The organism is Proteus sp. MB838, assembly GCF_054767435.1.
Genome location: NZ_BAABMO010000010.1, coordinates 33078 through 53368, shown reverse-complemented (window position 1 = coordinate 53368; position 20291 = coordinate 33078). Strand labels below are relative to the sequence as shown.

Below are 20291 nucleotides of genomic sequence, written 5' to 3'. Positions count from 1 at the left end.
ATGAGTTTCTTCAATGATCTAAAAGCCTCTTTAGAAGAAGCCGTAGAAATTAAAAATGGCGATAAAAAAGCATCGAAAGTGACTCGGTTTGAAGTTGCTGATGTAAAAGCGATTAGGGAGCAACTTAACGTTTCACAAAGTGAATTTGCACATGCATTAGGGACAAGTATCGATACTGTAAAAAGTTGGGAATTAAAAAGACGTAATCCGACAGGGCTTACAGCGAAAGTACTTATTGCTATTTATAAAAACCCTAATTTATTTAAAGAGTTAGCCAATATCTAATTTCTTGTTTACTGCTAAACTTATTTTGTTTAGCAGTAAATCTCATTCTCTGATTTTCTCTTTTTTATCATTCACTCGCGAAATTATTTACTATAACCGTAATTCAATAAAGTATTAGTTTGCTTTGTTAATAGGTTTTTTGTTTTTGTTTCAATTTTGTTTTATTTTTATTTCTATTGTGAAATTTAATTACACTACAAGCAAAATAAAGGTGATTTTTCGCACAAAATAAGTGGTCTGATCAGTAGTAAAATTTCATCAAATGAGGTAAAATTTCAGCATCAATTCATTTTATGCAGGAGAACACTATGCCAGCTTATAACGAATACACTAAAAAACATGTTTTAGCCCGTCGTACTGGTGCGGTAGCGCTAGGTATTGTGGCATTTCCTGTTATGGTTTTTCATCCTAAACGCGCTCAGTTTTATAGCTATTTACATCGTGTATGGTCTAAAACAAGCAATAAGCCAGTTTGGTTAGCTAAATCAGAAATGGCATTAACTAGCCATAAATAACAGAAAATTCCATTTAACGCCTGTTGAAACAGGCGTTATTTTTTCCCCTTCTTCAAACCCTTTTTAACGTGTTATCACGTGTATTTTTCACTGTTCTATTTATTCTCTTATTTTAAGTTACAATAAAGGTTATTCACTTTGAGAAGTGCTAATTAATCTATTGTTATTTATCACATATGTACACTACGCACTGTGGCGCCGTGATAACAAGGAGAAACAGGATATGAAAAATACTGATCTAGAATTAATTATTAATGAAAAGCTAAGTATTGAGAATTTTCACGACTACGCACCTAGTGGTCTTCAAGTAGAAGGGCGCCCTCATATTCAAAAAATAGTGACAGGAGTAACGGCTTGCCAAGCTTTACTTGATGAAGCGGTACGTTTAAATGCAGATGCTGTATTAGTTCACCATGGTTATTTTTGGAAGAATGAGCCAGTTGTTATCCGTTCAATGAAACGCAATCGCTTAAAAACCCTACTATGTAATGATCTCAATCTATATGGTTATCACTTACCTTTAGATGCCCATCCTATTTTAGGTAACAACGCTCAATTAGCGTTAAAAATAGGCGTAAAAGTTGAGGGTGAGATCGAGCCTTTAGTGCCGAAAGGGATTTTTGATCTACCTGTCACAGCCAATGAATTAAAAATACGACTCGAAAAAGCCTTACAGCGTAATGTGCTTCACTGTGGTGACAATGCACCAGATGTTATTCGCCATATTGCTTGGTGTACTGGTGGAGGACAAGGATTTATTCAACAGGCGGCAGAGCAAGGTGTTGATGCATTTGTAACAGGAGAAGTCTCAGAGCAGACGATTCATATAGCAAGAGAAATGGGCGTGCATTTTTTCGCTGCTGGGCATCATGCTACCGAGCGTTATGGTATTAAAGCATTAGGTGAATGGTTAGCACAAACTCACCATTTAGATGTTACTTTTGTCGATATCGATAATCCTGCCTAAACCCAGTTATTGCTATTCTATAAGCTATCTCTCTTATTAACTAAGTGAGATAGCTTTTTATTTAACAACAACCTTGAAATTTATTCATTAAGTTGAATGGGTAGCGGGCTTTGTAATTGTTGCAGATTATCACATAGCCAAATTAACTGTAATAAAGCTTGAGAGTCACGAGCAGTTAAAGCGAGATAACGAGTTAATTGGTTAGCTATTAATGTCATACCTAAATCGTCAGCAATTTGTTTGCTTCTCTCTAATTGCTCTTTTTGCATTGCAGAAAGTTGTTCTCGCCCTGTACATGCTTGGGCTTCCAATACGGATAAAATGGGGCGACAAAATTTTTGTGCAAGGGTAGGTTCACTGTGATGCATTGCCGTTTGTCGCTTACGTTTAGCCATATATTCTTGAATATGACTAATAAAACCAGACTGTTTTTTCTTACGTGGAAATTGGTCAAAATCGAGATAAAACATTTCAATGCCTTGCTCTGTTTTGATCCAAATGGTGGTGGGTAATAAATCGATATTGAAATCACGTCGAACAGGTTGCACGGTGATCGCAACGATTTCTAATTCTCGTTTAGTGAGAAAACGTAATTCTTCTAAATTATTTTGCGTTTCGCCTTCCCAATAAAGGCGCAAAAAGGCCGAATTTCCATTATTATCTACCACTTCCCAAATAACACACTGCTCTACTTCATGCCAAATTAAGGGATTATAGCTTTTGATATGTAAAACCAGAGGGGAAAGAAATCCTTCTGGTTGATCCGTAAAATAATTGGGTAAATCTTGCCAGTTATGAATACCTAATTCTGTTTGTAGTTGATGATAATCTGTGACATCAAGAAAATCGGTTTGATTTTGCGCAAAGCTATCGCCAATAGTAGCTAGTTTCCCTTCATCAGAAATACGAGGCGCTTGTAATAAGAAAGGTCGGCGCATGAGCTTATCTGCAGTTTGTTTCCATAACGATAAACTATGCCAAACACTATAGCGATTAAATAGGGTATCAAGTTGATTAGGGCGAGCTTGTGTCGCTTGTAAAAATTGTTTTGCTTCTTTATCCCAGAAAGTAAAAGTTGTGCCTAATGCGCCACTTTGTGCTGTCCACCAATGTGCATCAATAGGAATAAGCGCGAGACTGGTTTTTTTATCATCATATTGACGGCGAAGTTGTCCTCGTAATGTTTTTAATTGTTCAGGTGTCGCATAAGATAGCTGGAAAAGATAGGCTGAGATATGAGCTAATAGACGTAAGACATTACTTTCATCCATAGTGAAATGTCTTTCTGCTAACCGCTTGACTTGAGTACTTAATGTTCGTAAATAAGAGGCTAAACGAGGTAAACCCTCGGCACGAGCAGACATATTAAGTAAATGTAATTGCGTTGCGCTACTTAAACTAATGTGTGATAGCCCTTGACGTAATAGATCATCAATAAATTGTTCAATAGTATTAATAAGGGCAATTTCTTCATCATTTAGTGGGCGTTTTGAAGATTTTAAGGGAATTAAATCTTCAGGCCACGTCCAAGGCTGTGTATTTTGCTCAAATATTTTCGCGACAATAGCAAGATGAAAAGCTTTTTTCTGAGAGCTAGAAAAAGGGGATAACATGCCATCGAAACCACTTGCTTGTAAGAAAATGACCGGTTCATCAACATCAGGGAGTTGAATTTTTAGCTGGGTTCCTGTGTCTTCTAGAACTAAAGTTTTATCTTCCCATTGTTCAATTAAGTTAATCGCAGTCCGACAGGCGGGTTTACCTGCTTTTTTGATGAGTAACTCGGGATCAAGCGTAAATAAAGAGGGTAATAAAGGCGGCGTTTCAACAGGTGCTATAATTTTTTCTGCTGATGTTTCAATGGGATTATCAGTATTAATATCATCAGTCGAATTGTTGTTGGCTTGTAACCATAAAATGGCGGCTAAAATATGTTTGCAACAACCTGATGCGGAACAATCACAACTGGCTTGCTGAATGCCTGCTTCATGTAAAACGACTTTTTGCCCATCACTGCTAAATTGCCCTGTATTTGCATCAGTAACAGAGACTTTTTCGTTATCAACATCTTTTCTTGCGCGTCTTAATAATCCGGCATTAGCAAAGACGGTAAGCGCATCTTCATCATAATGAAAATAAACGGTCTGCCAACTCATTGCATTACCTCTGCTAGCCACTGTGCGAAATGTTCTGGGGTTAAAGCTGCAACTTGCATACCTCTATCGGCGAGTTTTTGTGCGATAGTTGAGTCATAAACCGGTTGAGCCTCATCATCTAGTGCTGCCAGTCCTAATAATTTAACTTGTTGGCTATTGAGACGTTGTGTGCAATCTAATAATCGGGTTAATGATCCCCCTTCTTCAAAGTCACTGATAAGCGAAATAACAGTACGCTTAGGGTTGTTAACTAAGCTTTCGCAATATTGCATGGCACTAGCAATATCCGTACCTCCTCCTAATTGGACTGTCATTAACACTTCAACGGGATTGTCGGCTAAGTGTGATAAATCGACAACTTGAGTATCAAACACGATTAAGGAGACATTAACAGCAGGTAATGAAGCTAAAATACTCGCACACACAGCTGCATACATAATGGAACTAGACATTGATGCACTTTGGTCAACACAGAGAATGACATCCCATGGAAAATGCTGTTGCATTCGTGAATTAAAGTAAGGGGTTTCAATCACTAAACGACGATTTTGGGTATCGTAATGTTTTAAATTGGCGGCAATAGTGGCACGCCAATCAAAGTTACGACTATTTGGTACTAACGAGCGTCTAAAGCGATTACGACGGCCGGTTAATGATTGGCGAAAGTTATTACGAATTTGACGCAAAATATCTTCAACCACTTTATGAATAATGGTTTTTACTGCATCTCGCGTTTCTTCGCTCATTCGTCCGCGTAAGCTTAATAGTGTTTTAGCTAACGCTTTAGTCGGCTCCATGGCTTTTAGCGTATTGGGATCTTTAAGAAAGCTACTGATTTGATAACGTTCAATAGCTTGTGATTGCATACGTTCAAATGTGCTATTGGGAAAAAGTTTGCGAGCTTGATTTAGCCAGTTTACGGCAGTAAGTTGCGATGCATCGAGAGAGCCATGGCGACCGCGCTCTTGACGTAATCCTCGGCGCTGATATTCACGGCGATAAAGAAAATCGAGTGTACGTTCAATTTTAAGATCATCAGCATTAAACGTGGCTTGCCCTAAAGCATCATCAGCGTATTGGCCTAAAATCAAGCGCCAACGTTTGGCTTGTTGTATTTTATCTTTAGGCATATCATCATCATGCTTCTCCATGAGTATGGTCTCCTTTCTCTGTTTTCTTCGCCTCAAACCAAGAAATCATGCCTTGTGTCTTAATGCGCTGTTGCAATTTTTGATTGAGTTTAGTGGCTTCAAGCATTTGCTTGGCACTAAATTCTGATTGCCATAGTGATAAGGCTTGCGTATCTAAACCAATATCATTAGCAATATATTGTGCAAGCTCTGCATTTTGTTTGGGATTAAGTTGGCTAAAGGCAAAACGCAGATCAGGTAAAATCTGAATAAAGCGTTCTTCATCCCATTGCTGTAATAAGCTATTTAAGTGATTGACTAACAACGGCAGGTGAATGACTAGCTCTGGTGCAGTGCGCATTATACCGACAAAATAACCAATGGCATGTTCGGGAGCGCTGCCTGTACTAAAGGTCGCATTTAGCACGGCCGCTAAGGTCTTTTCGTCAATATACGAACCTAGATAACGTAATGCATCTACCGCACCTTTTAATAAAGGAACGGTATCTAACTGTCCATCAAGGCGATTAAGTTGCTGATAAAAATCACTTTTATAATCATATTGATGATCCAGTGATGGCATAAACTCAATAAGTTCACGTAAAGAGAGTAGGGCTTGCAGATTGCTTTCTTGTTGTTGCTCATCACCTTGAGCCAATTGCTCTAAGCAAAAGAAGGCTTGAGGGATCACTTGATGTAGCCTATTTTCCAATGTCAGCTCATCGGTAATATCAAGATATTGACGACCTCGCCATAAATGGATCAATTTATGTCCACATTGTGTTAATGACTCAAGGCGAAAATCTTGCTGAATATAGCTATCTAGCAGTTTAAATAGCGTAGGGATACGCTGGTGGAGCCCAATTAATGCCGCTTGAATTAACAAAGTGACCGCACTTTGGCTTGAACGGCTTTGTCCTTGTTCTGCAAGCTGTTTTTCCATTGCTAACAGTTTATTTAAGGCGATAGTTTCAAGTTGAGAGCCTTTTTCTGATAATGAGATCAGTTCACCTTCAACATTGGGGGTCCATGCATATTGCCATTCTTCAAATAATAGATCTAACTGGTGACCAGAAAGAAAATCAGGTCCATTGACACGGTGGGCAAAATGGATTTCTAAAAATGCCAATAAATGTAAAAAACGACTTCTTAAGCGATGTTGGGGGTTACGATAAACATCACATTTTGTAGTTTTTGCTAATGTATCATCAAGTTTAAAGCGAAATGCTTTGGCGCGTTCATAGGTTTCATTGACTAAAGGGGGCGTTGCTGTACCTAATGGAATTTGTCCTAATAGATAACCTGAAAAACAGGTTTTGATTTCGTCCCATAATTCGTTTTGACTGTCATCTAAACTGCCTTTAATAAAGGCGCTTTGTAACCCATCAAGCAAATCATAACGCCCCATACCAGTGTGCTCTCTTAGTAAAGCGAGGCGTAAACTCTGCTCGGCTGCTAGTTTTACGGTTAAATAACTGGGTGGATTATCAAATTGTTGTTTTCTGATAGTCTGAGCCACTGAGCTTAAAAAGGCGATGCCCATTTTATTGCGATAAACTTGCGTTGGCTGTTTTGCCGCCTCATTGTTTTCTAATTTATCATGATGTTGTTGCATTAAGCTTTGCCAAGCTTGTTGGTAAAAAGCCGGAGATGGCATACCAGATGCATAGCCATTAAGTGCATCTAATCTGTCAAAGCTATAGCGAATAAGCCAAGCTTGCTCTTTTTCGCCCATTTTTTGCATTTTAGTAAAGTGCTTTTGTTCTGAGCTAGAAATAGCGAAAGAGTGGGGTTGTGAAGAAGCTAAGCCTTCGATTAGCGCAAGGGTGTGGGCTCCCCCTGTGACGATTAATATTTTGGCATTAGGCTCGTGCTGTTTGATGGTTTTTATATGAGTGAGCATATGTGCTTCACGTTCTGAAGAGCCTTCAGATGCAAGTACTTCAGGTTCATAGTCAAGGCGTGCAAGTGCACACCAAATAAAAATGTCATTAAACAGAGTTTGCCAATCTGCTAATGCCTCAATACTGCGTAACTCAAAAAGATGCTCCCAAACATCATCATGATCACGGCAATGACATTGTTTAGCTAATTGTGCAATAAATTGGCTATGGGCTAAATAACGTTCTTTTTGTAAGCTACGGCTTTGTAGATCGCTATACTCTTCGTTATTGACTTGAGCCGCCCAAGGTAAATCGATAAAACGTGTTGTTGCATTGATGCGTAAACCACCTCGCAAAGCTTGCCACTCAGGGGAATATTCACAAAATGGGAAATAGGCAGAGTGTAGCGATTTTTCACGCTCTTCTAGGCCACTATCATGATGACAATATTCGGCTTGCCCCATAATAGCAATAGGAGGGAGAGTATCTTTATCCGTTAGGCTAGGAATAAGCGAATTAAAGGTATCCGGACCTTCAATTAAGATATAATCAGGTTTTACAGAATCAATTAATGATAAAACTGCATAAGCACAAGCTGGGCTATGGTGGCGTACAGGGGCAAAATAGAGATGTTGTTGCTGTAACGACGTCCATTTCAGTCGGGCTTGGTCAATTCTTGTTGGTAAAGATATTGAAGGTAGCGTCACCGTGTTGATCCCTTTTTTGGGTGAAAAAGCAGAGTAAGTTAACTCTGCCTTTGATAGATAAATAAATAGACTTTAATGCCTCGCTATAGCTCTTTACGTTTTATTGCCAAAAGTCTTTTGATGCATCAAAGAACGCTTTCCACTCTTTACTATTTCTGGCCCTTTCTCTGGCGACGTTGTCCATGTAATAACGAATACGCTTAATATCATCAGGATTATCTTTTAATACAACGCCGATTAATTGACGTGCAATCGCACCGGCATTCATCACGCCATCACCTAAATAATGCGCTTCTAACGCACAAGCATAAGCGATATTTACGGCTTCTGCTGTTGACATAACCGCATCAGGTGTTTTGATATTGCCACCATCTTGCGTATTACCTGAACGTAATTCTTGGAATGTGGTAACCAGTAATTCCACCACATCCATAGGAACGGTGATTTCTGTCGCTAAAGTACCTAACTCATTTTCAAGCTGTGATTGGATCAAACTGATTTCAAAAGCTGGATCACGAATAGGTTTTACTGTTTCAAAATTAAAACGTCGCTTTAATGCGGCAGACATCTCATGTACACCTCGGTCACGCAAGTTTGCGGTACCAATCAAGTTAAATCCGGGTTTTGCACTAATACGCGCACCGTCGCCCATTTCAGGGATCATTAACTGCTTTTCGGGCATTAAAGAAACCAGTACATCTTGAATTTCAGGAGGACAGCGAGTTATCTCTTCAAAACGAACAATTTTACCTTGTAACATGCCTTGATAAATCGGTGAGCCGACTAATGCTCGTTCTGTTGGGCCTTCTGCTAATAGTAACGCATAGTTCCATGAGTATTTGATATGATCTTCTGTCGTCCCTGCAGTACCTTGGATGGTTAATCCTGAATCACCACTGATAGCAGCCGCAAAAAGTTCTGAGAGCATTGATTTTGCTGTACCTGGCTCACCAACCAGCATTAAGCCCTGTTTGCCTAATAATGTAACAATTGCACGATCAACTAAGGCATCATCACCGAAAAACTTAGGTGTGATACCTAAAGTATCATCACCTAAAATAAATTGGCGCACAGCTCGAGGAGAGCGAAGCCATCCTTGGGGCTTCGGATTATTAGCATCCGCTTTTGTTAAGCGTTCTAATTCTTCAGCAAATCGAACCTCGGCACTTTCCCTAATTGCTTGTTGTTCTTTGGGTGCTTTTTTAGCCATATTCTTTCCTAATTATCCCTAAATTTTACCAAGGTGTTTTCTTTTCCCATTCAGGATCAAATCCTGCACAAGCTTCAGCGACTTTTAGATAATCCGCGTAGCTTTCTGCTAATAAAATCGGTGGTACTTGCTTTAACTCAATATTATTGCGATCCCAGTAATTTTGCTGATCCTTCTCAAAACTTAAATCGAATAAAACCGCTGGAATATTTTCTTCTGGTACATAGCTACCACTAAAACCGATATTGACGTAGTAGTTTAAGCTAGAGAAGAATTTGTAATAGTGAGAGAACGAGCCTCCATCTTCAGCAGGGCCTCGCTGATAGCCCATTTTGGTTAAAATACCCCGTAAGGTGAAGGTGTCTGTGATCCAACCTTTTCGGTCTTCAACTTCTGTTTGTGTCAGATCTAAATCAGGGATCTTATGTTCCATTTGTGAAAATAAGAATTTCACTTTGTAATCTTTGAAGTGTGCAATCCATGCTTTACGCTCATCTTCATTAACTAGGGCGGCGTGAGCTAATTGAATCAAAGAATCATTTTGTAAGGTGACTTCGTCATCTTCAAGGTTAAGTAAAGCACCATCATCAGAAGGGCGGAAGGTATTGATAACTTCACCCTCTTTTACTTCTAGCCAAACTAATTGTTCAATCAATTTATGCATAATAGGGTGAGCTAAAATATACTCTTGCCAATCAGCGCTTAGCCATTGGCGTTGCGCGCACATCGCTTCATATAAACGCACACTTTGTAATTCAATAACTTGTTTAAGTTCTTTTTTACTTGAAGTGAAAAGTTTTTTCGCTTCTTTAATCAGCTCTGGATCGTCATTTTTGCGTGCTGCAGGTAATGACTTAACTTCCTTACCTTCAGGATTAAACAGAACAATTTTTTGTTTTGCATCCATTTTGGCGGTGAAAGTACGCTCACCATATTCCAGTACTAATGTTCCTGAATCATCAAAGCCGGCGGTTGGAATGGTTCTATCGGCTAATTCATCAGCACTCCAACCATTGCGTTCAGCTATTTGCGTAACTAAATTACGCGCTTTTTCCTGCACAGATGCTGTGCGATAACGACGTGATAATGAAAGCAGAAGTTGAATGATAATAGGATCATTACTTGAAGCTACCGCATCAATCATCGCTTCGATTTGCGCACGACGCTGATAGTGATCACGCATATAGTTACGTAATACTGATACTGCAATATGCCCCTCAATTCCACAAATAAGCGCGAGCATTCCTTTATCGCTGATTGCCGAACCTAAATAACGACGTAGTACCTCGTTTTTAATTTCTTCGACGACTTGCTCTAAAGTATAGGTTTCATATTTAGCATAATATTCAGGATAACGTTTGGCCCAATCTTTGTATTGTGTTAATCGAGAAGGGGCATTTTGTTGCGCTTCAGCCATCGCTTCTTCAAGTGTTGGTCCTTTAATATCTTGAGCGACAAAAGTGTGCAGGATAAAGCTTGAAAGTTTATGTTGGCTATCAACGCAAAGTAGGCTGATATAACGTTGTAATAACGCATTACCCCCTGGCATTTTTAATTTGACGGCGAGAATAATCCACCAACGAATAATCGCGGGATCAACCGCTTTTTTGTTTTCCCATGTTAATGCAGGGATCGCCTCGAAGTTAAACCAAGCAAGGCTTGCGGGTGGTTTGGCTTTGAGACCTTTTTCAGCTTCTGCTAATAATGTCTTTGGCGATAAATAGCTTGAAATATCCTCACCTAATTGTTCTAACGCAGTGAGCAGAGCGGCTCGTACTACTTCGCGTTTCTCTTTTTTCAGTAAGGCATTAAGGGCAGGTAATGAGTCAGGGTTATTTAAACGTGCTAACCATTCAATCGCGGTGACTCGAATTTCTTGTTTACTTGAAGTTAAGCCTTCTTGTGCACTTAAGTGAATATTCGGTAAGGTTTCTAATAATTTCTGAGCTGAAACTCGGTGTGTTTTATTTTCACCTAGAGCCAATTCCATGATACGCGGAACGAATTGTGCAGGAATGGTTGGAAAACGGCTTAATACTTCAATACCTTGTGAAGTTTCAAATTGGCGATAGCGGTGTTCACTTTGATTTGGCATTAAGTTTAGCGCTTCTGCAATATAATCAGTATGTTGAGAGAAGAAAGGCCAAACTTGTTCTGGTTTACGGAAACGACGTAAGCCATCTTGATAAGATTCTAAGCACAGCGCCGCTGTGATACGCGTTGCACGTTTGAAATGACATCGTTCTAATACATTTTCAACGTGTCGTAATTCAATATCACTCAATAAACGTTCAGGAATATCACTATTAAAATAGTGAGAGGAAAAGTGATCCGCATGTTGGCGGTTATTGGTGATCACGCGCACGGCATGGAAAAAGGTGTATTCAGGTAAATTAGGAATACGGTTTTTGTGTTTAATTATTTGGATCTCATTGACTTGAATAGTGCCTTGTCCGCTATTGAGTTTATCCACTAATGCGCGACACTGTTTTTCATCAATTTTAGAGAGATCTTTATAATGGCGTTGTGCCCAATTATAAGAGTGTTTAGACGTTTTATTTTCTTCAATTTCACGTTCAGCATTTTCTTTTGCTTTTATTAACATTTCATTGAAGTTATTGACCAGAATATCGCGGGCACTATCGGGTAATGGTGTGTCTTCTAAGGGAGTAAAATCAGGCGCTTTAATGGCTTCAACGGTATTTGCATTATCAGCAACACAAAAACGTTGTAGCGCACTTTCAATGCTCTTGATAACTGCTTTTGAGGTTTCATGTTTTAATGCTTCTGCCAGCACATCACGGTTTTCACCTTGGCGCGCGAATAAATCAGCGGCTTGTGTACGTTGTTTGGGAGTACCATTCATTAAAACATGGGTTAAATTTTCTTTTACGATTTCAGCAGGTAAGGTATTTAAAATAGGTTCAGCCGTTTTTTTGACGGTTCTTAAACTGCTAGTGGCAAGTAAAACAATAATATCTGCAAAAGTATCGCGTAATATCGTATTTTTATTTAGATAATTTATTAGCTCGACTAAGCCATTCGCTGAAAGTTTTTCAACTAATTCTTTTCTAACAAATTCTTGATGTGAAAGTAGATAGTCTTTTAAATCACACAGTTCATAAATACGCTTAAGATTAGCGGCATAATATTCAGAGACATCTTTTCTATCAAAAATTGCAAATAACGCATTTTCACCGGCAATATTGGCCTCTGCTTCGACCATATTGGCGATAAACTCCATACTCCAATGTTTACGATGTTCTAAATTAAGGTTACGTGCATTATCGTAAGTGGTATAAAACGCATCAACTAACAGGTAGATAACCCAAGTGGGGACTTGCGTTGTTGTTACTTTAATATTGATATCTTGACATGCGGCAGCGATGACTTTGGCAAAACGGGCCACTTGCTCTAAGGAAAAACTTTCACCAACCTTTGAGTAGAGTTTATGGCGGGCATTAAGGCCTTGGGTGATAACCTTACCGTACTTTCCTGTATCAACATTACTGGCATACCACCACTCTAATGTTCCCGCACGATGAAAATAAACGGCGGCTTTCGCTGCATCTAGTTTATTTAATTCAAATAGAATTTCAGGGTTTGTACCTGTAAGTACATAATCTAATGCACGCTTAGGTAAACTTTCATCAAATATAGCCAGTAGGACAAGAGAGCCTTGAAGATATTGTTCAGTAATATCGACGTCTTTTTTCCCAAAAATAGGGAGAATATCTAATATTTTTTTTATCACGCCAGTTCCTTAAGCCATGTATGGATAAACAGTTTTTTTTTACCATGAAACAGTAAAACGAACAATTTTATTATTACTGGCGAAAATAAAGTCAAGGCATAACATTTGTTAAATATATGGATATAAACACTGAAAAAGCCAATCTAACTTTATTAATATTCAATTCATCATTATATAAAATGCAATCTCAGGAAAAAGTACTAAAAGTTAAGAAGTGATAATAAAGGCGTTTTTTGTGGATTTTAAAAAGATTAAGAATTGTCTGTTTAATTTGCTAAGTATTAACACTTAGTCCTGTAGACAAGTTAATCTTTCTATTCTTGATTTTTTCGAAATGTTACAAAATAAAAAGAGCTTCTTATAAATATAACAAGCTCTTTTAAATATATTATTTTGCTGTTTGGCGAGAGAAAGAGAGTAACAAAGCACCTATACTACAAATCAGCAAGGTAATCGCTAAACTTTGTCCCCATCCAGCCAGTGCTAAACCACCACCAATAAGTAAATAGTAGAATAAACCTAATAGTGCACCCGCTGTGCCTAAGCGATCTTTATATTGCGCTAAAGCCGTCGCTAAGATATTTGGAATAGCAATGCCATAGGCAACGACACTTGTCATCATTGGAATAATAAAACTAATGTGATTGCGTAATAAATAAACACCTACAGCACTAATTACTGCAATAATACTTGCAAGTAATACTAATTTCTCACATTGCCAATGATGGCTTAATAATGCTTTATTAATGTAAGAACCAATACCGACACCTATTGCTAATACAATACCACTATAGCCAAAAGTACTTGCACTATAACCTTGATTATCAAACATAAAAGGTGCTAGTTGGTAATAAGCAAATAGACTGATATTAAAAAAAGCAATTAAAAGTATAGTCTTGGCAATTTGCTTATCTTTCAGCATTTTTATCGCTGTTTCCGCTAGTGGTGCGGTTTTTATTGTTGCAGGGCGACTTTCTGGTAATGCAATAGTACTCCACAGCAATAAAACGACGGCGAGAAGAGCAAGGCCACTAAATACCCCTTGATAACCTGCATAGCTCACCAGTAAAGAACCACTTAACATACCAATAGCCGGACTTAATGCGATTGCCGCTCCCATAACGGAAAATACTTTGGCTAATTCTTCACCACTATAAACATCACGCATAATAGTTTGTGTTCCTACAGAGCCAACTGCGGCACCAAAAGCAGAAAGCATACGTAATATCAGTAATACAGAAAAATTATCGGTCATAAAGACACCAATACAAGCAATGGCATAAATAAATAACCCTGCTAACATTGTTGGGCGCCGGCCAATGACATCACATAAACGACCCCATATAATGACACCGAGTGCAAAAGCAAAAAAGTAGAGCGAAAGTGTTTGCCCTGCTTCATTGGCACTGACTCTAAAACCATTTGAAATATCAGTAAGTGCTGGGCTATAAATGGTTTCTGCAATTTGTGGAAACATCATTAACGCAATTGCTAACCATAGAGAGAGTTTTCTGTTCATTCTTTGTTTTCCTAAAGCTTGATACTTTGATGACAGAATACAGTGATAATAATTGTCTTGTTATATATATAAAGACATAATATTTACCAAATAGGACAAGTGATGGCTTGGCTTAATCAATACGACCACTTTGTGCCAGAAGAACACCTTGCATCAGTTGTGGGTATTGCCGCAGAGATGGGAAAACATGATTCAGGTTTTCACTCACATGATAGGGGGCAGTTACTGTTTACTCAATCGGGTTGTATGAGAATTACTTTAGCCTCTCGTGTATCTGTTTTGCCACCCATGAGAATTGCTTGGATCCCGCCAAAACTGGAACATCGAGTTGAGATGTATGCGGCTGTAGGTTATCGTTCAGTTTATATTGCCGATAAATTTCATCATCGTTTCCCAACTGAAAGCGAAATACTGACTATTTCACCTTTACTTAGAGAGATATTAGAGCGTATTGCCATTGCTGATTTTGACACCCAGTGGGAAGTAGGGCGTTATGCAAATTTATTAGCTGTTTTTTTAGATGAAATTCAGCAAGCTAAACGTCAACCTAATCATTTATCAATGCCCAATGATAGACGGTTAAGAAAATTATCTTTCGATGAATTACCTCCGCCACTACAAGAATTAGCGCAATATATTGGTGCTAGTGAAAAAACCATTACTCGATTATTTTATAAAGAAACAGGATTAAGCTATCAACAATGGCGTCAGCAATGGCGATTAATGAAAGCGATAGAGTTATTAGCCACACATCATCGTTATTTAGAAATTAGTCAATTATTAGGGTTTGCCAGCGATAGTGCCTTTATCACTTTTTTTAAAAAAATGACCGGGCAAACACCACAAGAGTATTTAAGAAATTGATCCATACTAATAGCATAAAGCCCCGCAAAAACGGGGCTTAGCCAGTCAATAAATCGTGTTTAAATCGATTTATTTATTTTTAAGTTCACTATGGAATTTACGCTCGTTATAGCCAGTATATAACTGACGAGGACGTGCAATTTTCAGTCCATCTTCATGCATTTCATTCCAGTGAGCAATCCAACCGATAGTACGTGCAATAGCGAAAATGACCGTAAACATATTTGATGGAATACCTAGCGCTTTTAGAATAATACCTGAGTAGAAATCGACGTTAGGATAGAGTTTTTTCTCAATAAAATACGGGTCATTTAAGGCGATGCGTTCTAATTCCATTGCCACTTCAAGTAAACTGTCATTGAGATTCAGTTCTTTTAATACTTCGTGACAAGTTTCGCGCATGACTGTTGCACGCGGATCGTAGTTTTTATATACACGGTGACCAAAGCCCATTAAACGGAAAGAGTCATTCTTGTCTTTTGCGCGTTTAATAAATTCAGGAATATGTTCAACGGTTTTGATCTCTTCCAACATACGTAAACAAGCTTCGTTAGCACCACCATGAGCAGGTCCCCATAGTGAAGCAATACCCGCAGCAATACAGGCAAATGGATTTGCACCTGAAGAGCCTGCAGTACGTACAGTAGATGTTGAAGCATTTTGTTCATGGTCGGCATGAAGAATAAAGATCCTATCCATCGCACGTTCAAGAACTGGGTTAACCACATACTCTTCACAAGGTGTGGCAAACATCATATGTAGGAAGTTACCTGCATAAGACAGATCGTTTCTTGGATAAACAAAAGGTTGTCCTATGGAGTACTTGTAACACATTGCGGCTACAGTAGGCATCTTAGACAGTAAACGATATGCTGTGATATCACGGTGAACTGGATTAGAGACATCAAGCGCATCATGGTAAAAGGCAGCTAAAGCTCCTGTCACACCACAAAGTACAGCCATCGGGTGTGAGTCACGACGGAAACCATGGAACAGGCGGGTGATTTGCTCATGGATCATGGTATGGCGAGTGACGGTTGTTTTAAATTTATCGTATTGCTCTTGGGTCGGTGCTTCGCCATAAAGCAGGATATAACATACTTCTAAGTAGGTTGACTCAGTAGCCAATTGCCCAATTGGGAAACCGCGGTGCAGTAAAATCCCGTTATTACCGTCGATATAGGTAATTTTCGATTCACAAGATGCCGTTGAGGTAAAGCCTGGATCATAGGTGTAATAACCTTTGGAGCCGAGAGTACGAATATCAATGACTTTGGAACCGAGTGTAGGGGAGAGAACGTCCAAGTCCACAGAAGTTTCACCAATCGTTAACTTAGCTTTGTTATCAGCCATTTATAATCTCCTTAGCGCTTATTATGTCTCCTAACAAAGTCGAGGGTATCTTCATAAAGATGCACTTCGATAGTGAAACTATAGTTGATAAAAAGTACCTAGCGAGTTTTATTTTATGGCTTAACACGAGTAAAACCGTAGGTCTATAGTGTGTCACTTTTGTTAAGGAGCTTTTGATGTTATGTTTTTTAGGTGCTTTTTTATGCAAGGCACTTAGAATGTGTTCTGCTTACACTTTTACATAAGTTTTCGATTTCTGGAAGCGTGTTTGCGCACAAAAAAAACATAAACATTAAAAATATGCACCAAATGTAAGAAAAATGTTGTACATGTGTCAAAAATGATAACGATTATTACATTGGATGTTTGAAAAAGTGATCCCTCTCACTGTTCGAACCAAATGTCTAGCACACAAGTTGTGTGGTAATTGTAATAAGTTTGTGAAGCACTTATACTGCGCCCAGGTCTCCGGAACCTTTGTTGTATGGAGAACCAGCGTAACGAATCCACAATTTTTGTAAAATAGACGGATTTAACATTTTACTTAAAGTGTGCCTTTGTACCCCATTCGCTGCTTAATTTCCATCCAGGTCCGGAGGAAGGAAAAATTATAAAAGCTGTGTGGGCATAAATTGTGAAAAAACAAAGACCTGTCAATCTGGATTTACAGACGATACAGTTTCCACTCCCTGCTATCGCATCGATCTTGCATCGTGTCTCAGGGGTTATCATGTTAGTCGCAGTTGGTATTTTACTGTGGTTACTTGGCACCTCTCTCTCATCTCCCGAAGGTTTTCAGCAAGCCGCTGATATCATGACTGGCTTCTTCGCGAAGTTTATTTTATGGGGCATCCTAACAGCATTGGCATACCACATTTGTGGTGGTATTCGTCATATGTTAATGGACTTCGGCTTTATTGATGAAACATTGGTTGTTGGTCGTCGTTCTGCGGCAATTTCAATGATTATTACCGTTATTTTATCAATATTGGCGGGGGTATTAGTATGGTAAGTAATTCTTCTACTTTAGGCCGTACAGGCATACAGGATTGGTTATTCCTACGTGCAACTGCCATCATTATTTTCTTATATGTTTTATATTTTGTCGGTTTTGTTGCAACAACTGATATTACCTATGAAGTTTGGCGTGGATTCTTTAGCTCCTCTCTAACCAAAGTTTTTACCCTATTAACGCTACTTTCTATTCTAATTCATGCATGGATTGGAATGTGGCAAGTGTTAACGGACTATATTAAGCCAATAGCATTACGCTTGACGTTACAACTTATTATTGTCGTTGCGCTGTTGGTTTATCTTATTTATGGAACAATTGTGGTGTGGGGTGTGTAATGAATCTGCCAGTTAGAGAATTTGACGCAGTTGTAATTGGTGCTGGTGGTGCAGGTATGCGCGCCGCTTTACAGATTTCTCAAATGGGTCTGTCATGTGCACTAATCTCAAAAGTTTTTCCTACTCGTTCTCATACTGTTTCCGCTCAAGGTGGTATTACAGTTGCTTTAGGCAATACCCATGAGGATAACTGGGAATGGCATATGTACGATACTGTTAAAGGTTCCGACTATATCGGTGACCAAGATGCTATCGAATATATGTGTAAAACCGGTCCAGAAGCTATTTTAGAGCTGGAACATATGGGACTTCCTTTCTCTCGTCTTGATGATGGACGGATATACCAACGCCCATTTGGTGGTCAGTCGAAAAATTTTGGTGGTGAACAAGCTGCCCGTACTGCTGCCGCTGCTGACCGTACAGGCCATGCACTATTACATACTTTGTATCAACAAAATTTAAAAAATCATACCACTATCTTTTCTGAATGGTATTCGCTGGATTTAGTTAAAAACCAAGACGGTGATGTTGTTGGTTGTACCGCTATTTGCATTGAAACAGGTGAAGTTGTTTATTTTAAAGCTAATGCCACCATTTTAGCGACAGGTGGTGCGGGGCGTATTTACCAATCAACAACCAATGCACATATCAATACGGGTGATGGTGTTGGTATGGCAGTTCGTGCGGGTGTGCCTTTACAAGATATGGAAATGTGGCAATTCCACCCAACAGGTATCGCAGGGGCTGGGGTGTTAGTGACGGAAGGTTGCCGTGGTGAAGGTGGCTATTTACTGAATAAAGACGGTGAACGCTTTATGGAACGTTATGCACCAAATGCTAAAGACTTAGCAGGTCGTGACGTAGTTGCACGTTCTATTATGATTGAAATCCGTGAAGGCCGTGGTTGCGATGGACCATGGGGACCTCATGCCAAACTGAAACTCGACCACTTAGGTAAAGAAGTATTGGAATCTCGTCTACCGGGTATCCTTGATCTCTCTCGTACCTTTGCTCATGTTGACCCAGTTAAAGAACCTATTCCAGTTATTCCTACTTGTCACTATATGATGGGGGGGATCCCAACTAAAGTTACCGGACAAGCTATTCGCATGAATGAGAAAGGCGAAGATGAAGTGATCCCAGGATTATTTGCTGTGGGTGAAATTGCTTGTGTATCTGTCCATGGTGCTAACCGATTAGGTGGTAACTCACTGCTTGACCTTGTGGTATTTGGTCGTTCTGCGGGTGTTCACTTAAAAGAGTCTTTGATGGAGCAGGGCACGATGCGTGATGCCAGCGATTCTGATGTTGAAGCTGCATTAACACGCTTACATCGTTGGGAAAATAATCGTTCAGGCGAAGATCCGGTTGAGATCCGTAAAGCATTACAATCTTGTATGCAACATAACTTCTCGGTCTTCCGTGAAGGGGATGCAATGGCGAAGGGCTTAGAAGAGCTGAAAGTGATCCGTGAACGCCTGCAAAATGCCCGACTCGATGATAATTCAAGTGAATTTAATACACAGCGTATTGAGTGCTTAGAGTTAGATAACTTGATGGAAACAGCTTATGCCACAGCGGTATCTGCTAATTTCCGTACGGAAAGTCGTGGTGCACATAGCCGTTTCGATTTCCCTGATCGTGATGATGAAAACTGGTTATGCCATACATTATATCAACCGCAAACCGAAACAATGACACGACGTAAAGTCAATATGCAGCCGAAACTGCGTGAGGCTTTCCCTCCAAAAGTGCGTACATATTAATTAGCGGTGTTATTGAAGTTGCGGAGACTGAATTATGAAACTTGAATTTTCAATTTATCGTTATAATCCCGACGTTGATAATGCGCCGCGTATGCAAGATTACACGCTTGAAGTACCCGAAGGGCGTGACATGATGTTGCTAGATGCATTAATTCAATTAAAGGAAAAAGATCCTACATTATCATTCCGTCGTTCTTGCCGTGAAGGTGTATGTGGCTCCGATGGAGTGAACATGAATGGTAAAAATGGTTTGGCATGTATCACACCTATTTCATCTTTACAGAAAGGAAGTAAGAAAATTGTGATCAGACCGTTACCAGGTCTACCGGTTATTCGTGATTTAATAGTGGATATGACTCAATTCTATACGCAGTACGAGAAGATCCGTCCATATGTGATTAACGACGACAAAAATCCTCCGGCTCGTGAGAATCTACAGTCACCAGAACAACGTGAAAAACTTGACGGACTTTATGAGTGTATTCTTTGTGCTTGTTGTTCAACATCTTGCCCGTCATTCTGGTGGAATCCAGATAAGTTTATCGGACCTGCTGGACTGTTAGCAGCGTATCGTTTCTTGATTGATAGTCGTGATACTGAAACAGAATCTCGTCTTGATGATTTAAGTGATGCGTTTAGTGTATTCCGTTGTCACGGTATTATGAACTGTGTCAGCGTATGTCCAAAAGGGTTAAATCCGACTAAAGCAATTGGTCATATTAAATCAATGTTGCTAAAACATAGTGCATAAATTAATAACCGCCCTAAAATAGTTAGGGCGGTTAATGAAAAAATTAAGTTAGACGTTTGCAATAAGTAGTCTGTGTATTTG

At 39.2% G+C, this 20291-nt stretch carries 15 protein-coding genes; 8 read left to right on the top strand and 7 right to left on the bottom strand.

Annotation, left to right across the window (positions count from 1 at the left end; all coding sequences use genetic code 11):
* From nadS to ACYUCW_RS06345, 3 genes are all read left to right on the top strand, one after another.
* On the top strand, window positions 1-285 hold the full coding sequence (gene nadS, locus ACYUCW_RS06355) for a NadS family protein (protein ID WP_004247538.1): 285 nt from the start codon (window positions 1-3) through the stop codon (window positions 283-285).
* 308 nt (window positions 286-593) lie between these two features.
* Window positions 594-800, top strand: coding sequence for a YbfA family protein (locus ACYUCW_RS06350; RefSeq protein WP_004247539.1), 207 nt, complete (start codon window positions 594-596; stop codon window positions 798-800).
* 223 nt (window positions 801-1023) lie between these two features.
* Entirely contained in the window at window positions 1024-1767 is a 744-nt protein-coding gene (locus ACYUCW_RS06345; RefSeq protein WP_460408289.1) for a type 2 GTP cyclohydrolase I, read from the top strand.
* Window positions 1768-1847: 80 nt separating this feature from the next.
* Here ACYUCW_RS06345 and ACYUCW_RS06340 read toward each other — a convergent pair whose 3' ends face one another.
* The 6 genes from ACYUCW_RS06340 to ACYUCW_RS06315 all read right to left on the bottom strand — a co-directional run bounded on the left by ACYUCW_RS06340 (window position 1848) and on the right by ACYUCW_RS06315 (window position 14126).
* Complete coding sequence (locus tag ACYUCW_RS06340) at window positions 1848-3923, bottom strand: SWIM zinc finger family protein (RefSeq protein ID WP_163748761.1); 2076 nt, start codon at window positions 3921-3923, stop codon at window positions 1848-1850.
* Window positions 3920-5074, bottom strand: coding sequence for a VWA domain-containing protein (locus ACYUCW_RS06335; RefSeq protein WP_460408288.1), 1155 nt, complete (start codon window positions 5072-5074; stop codon window positions 3920-3922). The genes ACYUCW_RS06340 and ACYUCW_RS06335 overlap by 4 nt, the downstream gene beginning before the upstream one ends.
* The gene (locus ACYUCW_RS06330) at window positions 5061-7643 is read right to left on the bottom strand and encodes a DUF5682 family protein (protein WP_460408287.1); all 2583 of its coding nucleotides are present in this window, start codon (window positions 7641-7643) and stop codon (window positions 5061-5063) included. Before ACYUCW_RS06330 ends, ACYUCW_RS06335 begins: the two co-directional genes overlap by 14 nt.
* Window positions 7644-7743: 100 nt before the next feature.
* Window positions 7744-8853: an ATP-binding protein gene (locus tag ACYUCW_RS06325; RefSeq protein ID WP_460408286.1), complete on the bottom strand. Its 1110-nt coding sequence runs from the start codon at window positions 8851-8853 to the stop codon at window positions 7744-7746.
* A 25-nt stretch (window positions 8854-8878) separates the two neighbouring features.
* Complete coding sequence (locus ACYUCW_RS06320) at window positions 8879-12607, bottom strand: DUF4132 domain-containing protein (RefSeq protein ID WP_460408285.1); 3729 nt, start codon at window positions 12605-12607, stop codon at window positions 8879-8881.
* 388 nt (window positions 12608-12995) lie between these two features.
* Window positions 12996-14126 carry a multidrug effflux MFS transporter gene (locus ACYUCW_RS06315; RefSeq protein WP_004244407.1) on the bottom strand — a complete coding sequence of 377 codons (1131 nt, stop codon included), beginning with the start codon at window positions 14124-14126 and terminating at the stop codon, window positions 12996-12998.
* Between the two features lie 102 nt (window positions 14127-14228).
* On the opposite strand from ACYUCW_RS06315, the gene ACYUCW_RS06310 reads away from it, so the two are divergent.
* Window positions 14229-14990 (top strand): AraC family transcriptional regulator, encoded by a 762-nt coding sequence (locus tag ACYUCW_RS06310; protein ID WP_004247546.1) that lies wholly within the window; start codon window positions 14229-14231, stop codon window positions 14988-14990.
* A 69-nt stretch (window positions 14991-15059) separates the two neighbouring features.
* Here the strand turns inward: ACYUCW_RS06310 and ACYUCW_RS06305 are convergent, their stop codons facing one another.
* Window positions 15060-16343: a citrate synthase gene (locus ACYUCW_RS06305; protein ID WP_004244410.1), complete on the bottom strand. Its 1284-nt coding sequence runs from the start codon at window positions 16341-16343 to the stop codon at window positions 15060-15062.
* 631 nt (window positions 16344-16974) lie between these two features.
* Between ACYUCW_RS06305 and sdhC the strand changes: the two genes are divergently transcribed.
* From sdhC to ACYUCW_RS06285, 4 genes are read left to right on the top strand one after another with little or no spacing between them, the layout of a single operon-like run.
* Entirely contained in the window at window positions 16975-17355 is a 381-nt protein-coding gene (gene sdhC, locus ACYUCW_RS06300; protein ID WP_123059542.1) for a succinate dehydrogenase cytochrome b556 subunit, read from the top strand.
* A complete protein-coding gene (gene sdhD, locus ACYUCW_RS06295) occupies window positions 17349-17693 on the top strand; it encodes a succinate dehydrogenase membrane anchor subunit (protein WP_004244415.1) in 345 nt (114 codons plus the stop codon). Before sdhC ends, sdhD begins: the two co-directional genes overlap by 7 nt.
* Window positions 17693-19459: a succinate dehydrogenase flavoprotein subunit gene (gene sdhA / locus ACYUCW_RS06290; protein WP_004244416.1), complete on the top strand. Its 1767-nt coding sequence runs from the start codon at window positions 17693-17695 to the stop codon at window positions 19457-19459. The genes sdhD and sdhA overlap by 1 nt, the downstream gene beginning before the upstream one ends.
* 34 nt (window positions 19460-19493) lie before the next feature.
* Window positions 19494-20210 carry a succinate dehydrogenase iron-sulfur subunit gene (locus tag ACYUCW_RS06285; RefSeq protein WP_004244417.1) on the top strand — a complete coding sequence of 239 codons (717 nt, stop codon included), beginning with the start codon at window positions 19494-19496 and terminating at the stop codon, window positions 20208-20210.
* The last annotated feature ends 81 nt before the right edge of the window (window positions 20211-20291 follow it).

What these genes read in the sequence shown, in the direction of transcription:
- nadS (WP_004247538.1), top strand. Translation starts at nt 1, where the DNA reads ATGAGTTTCTTCAATGATCTAAAAGCCTCTTTAGAAGAAGCCGTAGAA.
- ACYUCW_RS06350 (WP_004247539.1), top strand. Translation starts at nt 594, where the DNA reads ATGCCAGCTTATAACGAATACACTAAAAAACATGTTTTAGCCCGTCGT.
- ACYUCW_RS06345 (WP_460408289.1), top strand. Translation starts at nt 1,024, where the DNA reads ATGAAAAATACTGATCTAGAATTAATTATTAATGAAAAGCTAAGTATT.
- ACYUCW_RS06340 (WP_163748761.1), bottom strand. Translation starts at nt 3,923, where the DNA reads ATGAGTTGGCAGACCGTTTATTTTCATTATGATGAAGATGCGCTTACC.
- ACYUCW_RS06335 (WP_460408288.1), bottom strand. Translation starts at nt 5,074, where the DNA reads ATGGAGAAGCATGATGATGATATGCCTAAAGATAAAATACAACAAGCC.
- ACYUCW_RS06325 (WP_460408286.1), bottom strand. Translation starts at nt 8,853, where the DNA reads ATGGCTAAAAAAGCACCCAAAGAACAACAAGCAATTAGGGAAAGTGCC.
- ACYUCW_RS06315 (WP_004244407.1), bottom strand. Translation starts at nt 14,126, where the DNA reads ATGAACAGAAAACTCTCTCTATGGTTAGCAATTGCGTTAATGATGTTT.
- ACYUCW_RS06310 (WP_004247546.1), top strand. Translation starts at nt 14,229, where the DNA reads ATGGCTTGGCTTAATCAATACGACCACTTTGTGCCAGAAGAACACCTT.
- ACYUCW_RS06305 (WP_004244410.1), bottom strand. Translation starts at nt 16,343, where the DNA reads ATGGCTGATAACAAAGCTAAGTTAACGATTGGTGAAACTTCTGTGGAC.
- sdhD (WP_004244415.1), top strand. Translation starts at nt 17,349, where the DNA reads ATGGTAAGTAATTCTTCTACTTTAGGCCGTACAGGCATACAGGATTGG.
- sdhA (WP_004244416.1), top strand. Translation starts at nt 17,693, where the DNA reads ATGAATCTGCCAGTTAGAGAATTTGACGCAGTTGTAATTGGTGCTGGT.
- ACYUCW_RS06285 (WP_004244417.1), top strand. Translation starts at nt 19,494, where the DNA reads ATGAAACTTGAATTTTCAATTTATCGTTATAATCCCGACGTTGATAAT.